This is a genomic window from Nocardiopsis sp. LOL_012 (genome assembly GCF_048060475.1).
GTDB lineage: Bacteria > Actinomycetota > Actinomycetes > Streptosporangiales > Streptosporangiaceae > Nocardiopsis.
Genome location: NZ_JBHMIV010000061.1, coordinates 1 through 8,967, shown reverse-complemented (window position 1 = coordinate 8,967; position 8,967 = coordinate 1). Strand labels below are relative to the sequence as shown.

The window sequence follows — 8,967 nt, the reverse complement described above, 5'->3', positions numbered from 1 at the left end:
GCCCTCCCCTCCTCCCCCCTGCCCTGGGCCAACAGCAACACCGACATCAGCGTCTTCACCGTCACCGGCATCACCACCGGCACCGAACTCCCCAACTACCCCACGCCCACCGGGCCGGGAACAGGCACCGGAACCAGCACGGGAACGGGTACCACCCCCACCCGGCAAGACGCCCCCACCAGCACGGGGACCGGCCGCGCCACCCCCCCACAGCCCGGTGACCAGACAGCCGACACCCCCCACCCACCCCTGCAGTCCTCGGAAACCGACACCGACACGCTCTACGACAGCAGCCTCTACGACACCGCATCCACCGACACCGCGCCCACCACCCCCGGGACCACCACCCCAAGAACCGGCACACCCCTGCCCCTCAACCTCACCGAACCCAAGAACCCCCTCCTCACCGGCCTCGATCTCGACCCCAAGGGCACAGCTCCCCTCCCTTCCTCACCCCTGCCCTGGGCACCTGACAGCACCAGCGCCTTCATCGTCCCCGAGATCACCCCCGCACACAGCACCACCGCGCCACCCCCCGCCGGACAGGCCACCCCCACCAACACCGCTCCGACCGACACACCCCGAACCCACACCACCGGCTCCGCCGACACCGGTGAACGAACCGGGACCACCGATCGGAGACCGGCCACGAACGACGCCCTGCCAGCCAGCAGCGAGACCGAGGACGGCAACGAGCCGGGGGACGGAAGCGGCACACCGGCCAAGGAGAAGGACAGGTCCCCCCTGACCACCCAGACCGCCGACAGCGGCCCGGGAAGCGAGGAAAACGACACGGAGGCCCGTACACGGACTCGGGAGGAATCCGCCCCGGAGCGCACCGACACGACCGAGAACGGTAACGACCACGACGGCACCACCGGCGAGCGGACCGATCGCGACGGCCGTGACCGGGAGGAGCAGTCGCCCCCTCCCTCCCTCAGCGGCTATGAGAGCTGGCCGGCCCCGGACCGGAACGGAACCGTCTACGACCTCGGCTACCTGCTGGGCGCCAACACACTGCCGACCTACACGATCGTTCCCGAAAAGTTCCCTGCGTTCGTCGACGAGAGAGCGGCGGATCGGCGCCACGGAATGGACCAGTCCGCCAAGGACGACCTGCACCGTCAGGTGAGGGAGCAGATCAACAGAAACGTGCACGCCTTCTTCGGCGACGAGGGCCGCGCCTTCACCGCCACCGGCGGCGACGGGCGCACGTGGCGGGTCGATGTCTCGCTGCGCCCCACCACGGGGGACTTCTTCCTCGTCCCGACCACCCTGGACGAGGCATCCGGCGGTTCCACACTGAAATTCGTCGACGTCACCGGCGAACCGATCTCGCAAAACTCCAGCGGGGTACACGGCGGCGGCGCATCGCTCGGCGTGGCACTGACTGTGAGCCCTCTCTACGTCGACGCCACGCCGAGCGGCAACAGCGTCGGCCCCCGTCTGAGGGGCCGCTTCTCCGGGGGAAGCCGGGTTCGGTCGAGCAACCAGTCCGTGTCCAACGTCAACGACATGTCCTCCCTATACGAGATCAAGGGCAAGCCAGAGGTCTTCGTCGCGGACCTCGACATGACCGTGAGCATCAGGCCGACCGGCGAGGGGGCCTCCATCGAGGGTGGGAACAGTACCAGACCGGTGACCGTGAAGTCCGAGAACGGGCTGGCCATGATCACGCCCAACACCGTCACCGCGAGCACGGGCCCCACCTCGATCAGGCTCCGCGACCCGTTCACCCCCGCAGGCGACGACGACGGCCGCCTAGCCATCGACCCGCGCGCGGGCCAGGGACACGTCATCCGCGTGGGAGACATCCGGGGTGTCGGGGAGAGCAGTGGCACCTCCCTGAACACATGGGTCACCGACTACCTGAACAGGGTCGACAAGCCGCAGCGCACACGGGATCGGATGCGCGACACCCTGCCGTCGTTCCTCGACCCGCGACCAGAGCGGCGCGCCGAGATCGACAGGCAGGTGGAACGCGAGTTCTCCAGGAGCGCGCTACGCAATCGCCTGCCCCGCATGACCGGTGGCCCCGTACCGGTCAGCCTCACCGACGTCACGGGCGCGAGGCGGGTCATGACCATGTGGTCGGTACCCACCGACTACACACGCCGCGGCCACACGGTCCAGCCCAACTACAACACGAGGGTCAACGTCTCGGCGAAGTCGGTCGAGACGAACCTGAACAAGAAGAACACGGTCGGCTTCGGGGTCGGCGGGGGTATGGGGCTGAGCGTCGACTTCCCGGGGGCGCGGGCGGGGCGGGTCGACGCCCCCTTCATCGAATACTCCGGAAGCGTGCAGGGGTCCGAGCGGGATGCCACCGCACGCGCCGGATCGGTGAACTGGATGACCCTGGGGCCCAACGACATGTCGCCCTACGAGGTCGAGCGCAACTACTACGTCCAGTTCGACGGTGACCCGAACATCTACAGGTTCCGCGGAGACACGGTGGAGTTGCTGTCCAGCAACGACTCCCGTGTCCTGAACGGGGAGCACCCGCCTCCCCCACCGAGCCAGGCCCGGGGCACCGAGACCCCGGAAACGGACCGGCCGTCCTCGGCCGATACCGGCAAGGGTGCGGCGAGGGAGGACGCGTCCGCCGCCGACACCCCGACGGGAGGGGACGGTTCCTCCGGTACCCGCCCCCCCGCACGGCCGCCCTTCGACCACTTGGCGCTCGACCATCCCACACACTTCGCCGGAGCGGCGCCGCGCGCCTTCACCTGGCCCGACGGGGCACAGTACCGCGACGGCGACGGCGGGAAAGCGCGCACGGTCTACGAGGCCCTGGCCCTGAACATCCTGAACGGGTTGTCCGAGCACCGTCCGGGCCTGGTCCTGCCCGATCTGGCCAGAGGAAAGGACACCTACGCCCGGCGTCCGGGACGTGAGGAGGCCGGATACTTCGACCGGTCGCCCCGTGAGCACCGCCCGCTGCGGCGCAACTACGACATCGCCCGTTTCAACACGCTCAAGATCCTGGACACGGTCTCCGAGGCCGGGCTCCGCGGAGGGCTCAACGATCTGGCCCGGGGCGGCATCACCGTCGACCTGTACGAGCCCGCCGCCGTCAACCCGGCCTCGCTGTTCAGGTCCGACGAGAAACTCATCCGGCCCAGGTTCGTCACGGTGCGCCTGACCGCGGGCTTCGATCGGCTGCGGTACGTGCGCCGTATCGACGGGTGGCTGGGCGGGGAGCTCCGGGGCACGGCGGGCCGGTCGAGCGGCCGGGGAAAACAGTACGGCCACTCCCTGGCCCTGGGCGGCGGGATGTTCGTCTGGGAGAGCGACAACTACGACGTGGGCGGCCTCCCAGACGGAGGCGGTTACCCGGCGGTGTCCCTGTCGGGTGGGCGTGCGCGGTCGGAGGGCCAGGGCCAAGAGCTCAGCCACTGGTCGGAGAACGGCGTCTACTTCCCGGACGAGTCGGATGTGTGGCACTCATCGACCACCTTCGACGCCCGGCTGTACGAGTACGACGACATCGGCAGGCCCCGCGGAAGCGACCGCCCGTTGCGGGAACGAGGGCTCCCCCTCCTGGGCGCCCCGTTCCGGAGCCGGCTGATCGTGGAGACCCCGACGGAGCCGGCTTCCGGCCCAACGGGCCGTTCCGACCCGTGGAACCCCAGGGCGCGGGACATCCAACCGCTCCCGCACGACCAGGCGGAGCGGATGATCAAGGGCGGCACGGAGCCCGGCGCCGACACCGTCCGCAGGCGGCGCGACTTCTGGAAGCGCCGTAACCGGACGGAAGCACCCTCCCCGCCGACAGACGCCACGGGCGAGGACACGGCGAACACCACCCGGGACGGCGCTCAGACGGGCACGCCCCGGCACGTCAGAGTCACCCCGCGCGAGGCCGTGGAGGAAGCCGGTCCCTCCACCACCACGCCACGCGAGGACACCCCTGCCACCGCACCGGACAACACCCTCACCACCCCACGCGAAGACACGAAACAGACCGAATCCGCCGCCCCCACGAGCGAAAGCAACCGGGCGCAACGACGCGCGGAACGGATGAAGAAGCTCTCGGCCAGCGTCTACGGCTTCGAGACGCACTTTCGCACCGAGAACGACGACCGGCTCACGAACATCCTGGAGCAGACCTACCAGGCACTGTCGCGGGGCTACCGCGAAAGGCGGCTACACGACGGCCTCAGCCGCAAGATGGACCACTTCCTCCGGAGAGCGCAGGGCAACAAGGAGCTCCTGCCCACCGCGGTCTCCCCCCAGGTCCTGGCCGCGGCCAAGAACGGGACCCGGGTCCGCTTCGAAACGAGTGGCGGTTTCTGGTCCCCGCACGACGTACGCGCCACAGTGGCCACCGATGTCGACATCACCTCCGTCGACACCTTCACCCACTCCAACGCCATGGTCATCTGGGAGGACAGGACCACCCTGAACCTGGCCGACGGCTCGGTCACGTCGTGGCCCGTCAACCTGAACGCGGTGGGCCTGGGCTGGGCGAACCACTGGAACCCGCAGCCCGGCGACGGCCCCGACCCGAACCAGCCGCTCACCAACAACGACGGCCTGAAACCCATCCCCTTCCTGGGACCGGGCGCGGGCTGGAGCCTCTTCGCCAAGTCATGGGGCCACAATGAGAGCAGGTCCTACTCACAGCAGATCTCCTTCCTGCCGAAGGTTCCGCTTTCGTACGCGTTCACCGCCTCAGGCACGGTCAGACAGGCCCTGGAGTTCATCAAGAACTGGAGCATCGGGCCGACCTTCCCCGGGCTCCCCCACTTCCGCGGCTGGCAGGCACACGTCTCCGACCTGCTGTCCGGCCTGGTCCACGTCCGCGACGCCATGCACGCCGGGATGGTGGAGGACAGGGTCGTCGACCGGGACGGGACACTGGTCCTGGAGCCCCAACCCGAGCCCAGAACGCCGGAGAACGTGCGGGTACGGCCCGGGTTCGAGAACTCGGGCAAGCGCACCAAGCCCGCCGATCCCGGGGTCGCGCTCCAGAACCTGGTCGACGACCTGGCCTCGGAGGGGTGGGAGCTGACCGTCGGCAGCAGGAACAGCGTGCTGCACGCCCTCACCTCACAGCTCGGCCAGGTCCCCAACAGCGGTATCCCCGTCCCGGTGCGGGTCCGGGCCATCGACCAGTCGCTGGCCCACATGAACTCGCCCGCGACCGCCCCGCTGGCGCTGGAGGCCACCGTCCGTGTACGCCTGGACACCTCCGACACCGAGGTCCAGTACCTGGGCAACACCAACGAGTACCGGGAGAAGCACAAGTGGGAGGTGTCCTCGGGCAGGGACGTCTCCCGTTCCCCCGCAGGCAGTGCGGGCACGGAGAACCTGCTGCTCACCCCGATGCCCTTCCACCCCGGCGGCGACGGTCCGATGTCGGAGTCACCGAACGACAGCCGCCCCTACATCACCGGACCGGCCGCGTACCTGAGCAAGGGGGGTTCGCGCACCGTCGCGCGGTCCGAGTCGCGGTCGGAATCGCAACTGGTCGACCTGGCCCTGGACACCCCCTACGTGAAGGTCAGCCAGAACAGTCGGCTCACCCTCGACCTGACGTTCTCCACGAAGCAGAACCTGGCCAACCGGGTGCTGTACGAACAGCCCGCCGCCACGGACCGACGAGAGTTCAGCGGCAGCGGCGACGCGGGCCGTGTGGAGACCGTTTATCCCACCTCGTACATCGAGCTCCTCGGCGACCGAGCCGGAGGGAGTGAAGGCGGAGACCGGCCCCAGCCCCCCGCGACCGCCTCCACCGGCACAGTCCGCGCCCGGGCGGACAGCGCGGGCGGCGACGGAGACCGGCGTACCGGGGACACCGAAGCCCCGGAGCGCCCCGTCAACGACGTCTACGCGTCCCTGAACGAGATGATGCGGACGTGGACACGGGACAACACACCGGAGGGACAGGCCCCCGAACGCTATCCGCTCGTGGTCCCCACCGCCGTCGAGAACAGCGGCCAGCGGGTACGCGACACCGCACACGTCGTGGTGGCCAGGTCCCTGGGGTGGACCCCGCCCCCGAACGCGGTGGCGGACGGGCGCTACACCCCCGAGGCGATCCGGTCGGCACGCGAGCACACCGCCCACAAGCTGGGCCTGAACACGCGCTACAACGCTATCGACCAGAGCCTCAACGAGATCGCCCTCAAGGCGCTCTACGCTCAGGCGACCCATGAGAACACCGATCTGATCCGGATCGGTCGGACCGAATGGACCTTCAAGGCGCTGACGGACCACTCCTCCGCGAGGATCCTCGACGTCGCCCCCAGCGGGCGGATCAACGACTTCCACAACGAGGACGAGTCCACGTCGACGTCCTTCGGCCACACGGGAACTCTGTCCAAGACGTTCGACGCCCGCCCGGCGGGCCGCAGCGACCAGTCGCCGATCTACGAGGACCACACGGCCAACATCTACGGTTCGGCCTCGGGGACGTCCACCTCGGTATCGGCGGGCGGGGACAACCGCGGCGCTCACCCCGCCGACGCCCCCGACTTCACCCGTGGCCGTCTGGGCCCCATGCTCCTGGTGGAGTTGGACGCCAAGTGGGCGATCGGCGCCACGTCTCAACTGCGCGGCTCCGCTTTCCGCAGGGCGGCGGGATACGTCAAGGACGGTGTGCGCAAGGCACTGGGCCGACAGCCCAAGCCGCCCGCCCGCTGGCAGGTGGGACACACCGATACCAAGGTGAGCGGCTGGATCACCCAGGGGGACGCGGTCCGTCTGGGGATCATCGGCCAGGAGCACTCCGACCGTCTGAAGCCGCTGACCGCGCGCCTGCACCTGGTCCAGGAGGAGGTCAGCGCAGCGGAGATGGGTTACCTGGAGGCGCGCAGGTCCCTGGAGCCCGTGGCCGCCGCGTACGTGGCCGACCCCGAGAACCCGCAGGCTCGGCAGGAGTACGAGCGGCTGGAAGCCGTCCAGGACAAGCGCCGCATCGAGTTCGAACGGGTCACGGACCGCTGGGTCACGGCCCTGAACGAGCTGCGTGAAGCCGCCGCGCGACCAGACGACGCCAAGAGCAAAGGCGAGGCCCCCGGTCGGGGCACCGGAACGGACGCCCCTGCGCCCGTACCCACCAGCACAGCCGGCCCCGCGGACACCTCGGAGGGCGACACCAGAGGCGAGCAGGGCACCCGTGGTGGCAGTCTCGCAGGCCGGGAGAGCGGCGGGGGAAGCTTCGGCAGGGGCCGTGCCTCCGGTCCTGTCCTGGAGACGATCGATGAGGCCGCCGAACCTGACGGCACGGCACGGACAGCCGCCAGGACCGACCGCGGCCAGGAGAATCTGGCCGACCGCTTCGTTTCCGAACTCAACATCACACTCGGTCAGGATTCCGGCGGCACGGACCAGGGCACCGGCACCCCGCCCGCCGACGCCTCGGACCGGATCGCCGAAACGGCTCGGGAGATCGCCGACCTGAGGCGGCGAGGCGGCGCACTCGCCTCGCGGATCGCACGGCTCGACATCGTGGTGGAGCCGCTCCGGGAGCGGGCCGAGGCCACCGACGCCGAGCTCATGCGCCTGGCGCTGGAACAGAGCCAGCTCGGCGACCGGCTCTCCCAGGTCGAGGCCGATCTCGGCCAGAGGCAGACCGAGAGCGCCCGGACGGAGAGGGAAGCCGCGCAGGCGGGCACCGAGGCCGACGCCGCAGCGGAACGGGCACGGAATGCGGCCGGTGCCGCCGATGAGGCCCGATACCGCCATGAAGCGTTGGAAGCGGAGGCCGTCGCCGCCACCGAACGGACCGCTCGGGCCGCCGCCACCGCCCACGACGCGCAGACGCGCCACGACGAAGCCCAGGCCCGGTTCCAGGAGCGGCGAAGGCAGGACGCACACGACCGACGGCGCCTGAACGACCTGGTCGAACGGCTCCCCGAACTGCAGTCGCGTGCCAACAGCGCGGTCAGGGAGCACGAACACGCCCGTCGGGCCTACGAGACACGGTGGGGCGAACATCCCTTGGAGAGCACTCCCGAGGCGCTCCACGCCTGGGACATCGCCATCGGACACCTCGACGACGCCTCCCACGCCCGTCAGCGGGAGGCTGAGAGCGCCGAACGCTCCCTTGCCGAGGCCCGTCGGGAAGCGGACGCCCTGACCAAGGCCCTGGCCGAGCGCGGGCGCGACGAGGAGCGCGCCCGGCAGGACCTCCAGGCGCTGTGGCGCGAGGCCGAGCGGACACGTGGCGAGGCGGGGAGAGCGGAGCAGGCCGAACGGGCCGCCAGGGAGGAGGCCGAGCGGGCCGAGCGGGCCCTGGAGCGGGCCCGGACCCGGCAGGAGGGCACCGCTGAGCGTTATGCCGAACTCGCCGCAGCGGCCCGCGACGCCGACGCACGCGCCGAACAGGCCAGGGCGGACCTGCGAGAGGTCACCGACGAGCGGCACGCGCTCGACCTCCGGTTGGGCCGACTGGAGTCCCGTATGGGCGACCTCCGAACCGCGCTGCGGGAAGCGCAGGACCGCCTCGGCCATCTGAGCGACGACAGAGCACGCTTCCAGGAGGAGTACGACGGCCTCAAGAGCCGGTGGCGGACGCTCATGAGTCACCAGGGCCGTTCGGAGAGCGAGACGGATCCGGAGTGGTTCCATCTCGACGGCACCGACGACGCTCCGATAGCGACCCCTTCGGGGCACAACGCCGTCCACATCATGCGCACCGACCTCCCCGACACGGCCGAATACGCCAACGGAGCCTCACCTGACCGAAACGGGCACGAACCGACGGTCGGCCAGGAGGCGCTGGTGTGGCCGCTGGGAGAAACCGAGGACACCCCGCCCGCACCCAACAGCGAAGAACCCGGACCATCCCCGTCCTGGAACCTTTTCGACCCCAAAACCACCCCGCCGCTGCCGGGCCTGGACCCCAAACACCCCGATGACGGCCAGGACCCACTGGCCTTCCTCAAACGATCCAGCAAACGCCCCTACGACCCCAACGGCCTGCTCGACCTGCCCTTCCCCGAAAACCCCCGCCCC

Annotated in this window: 1 pseudogene; it reads left to right on the top strand. The window is 70.0% G+C overall.

Annotated features, from left to right (window positions below):
• A pseudogene (locus ACFHWE_RS23190) lies at positions 1 to 8,967 on the top strand (hypothetical protein); the annotation flags it as partial.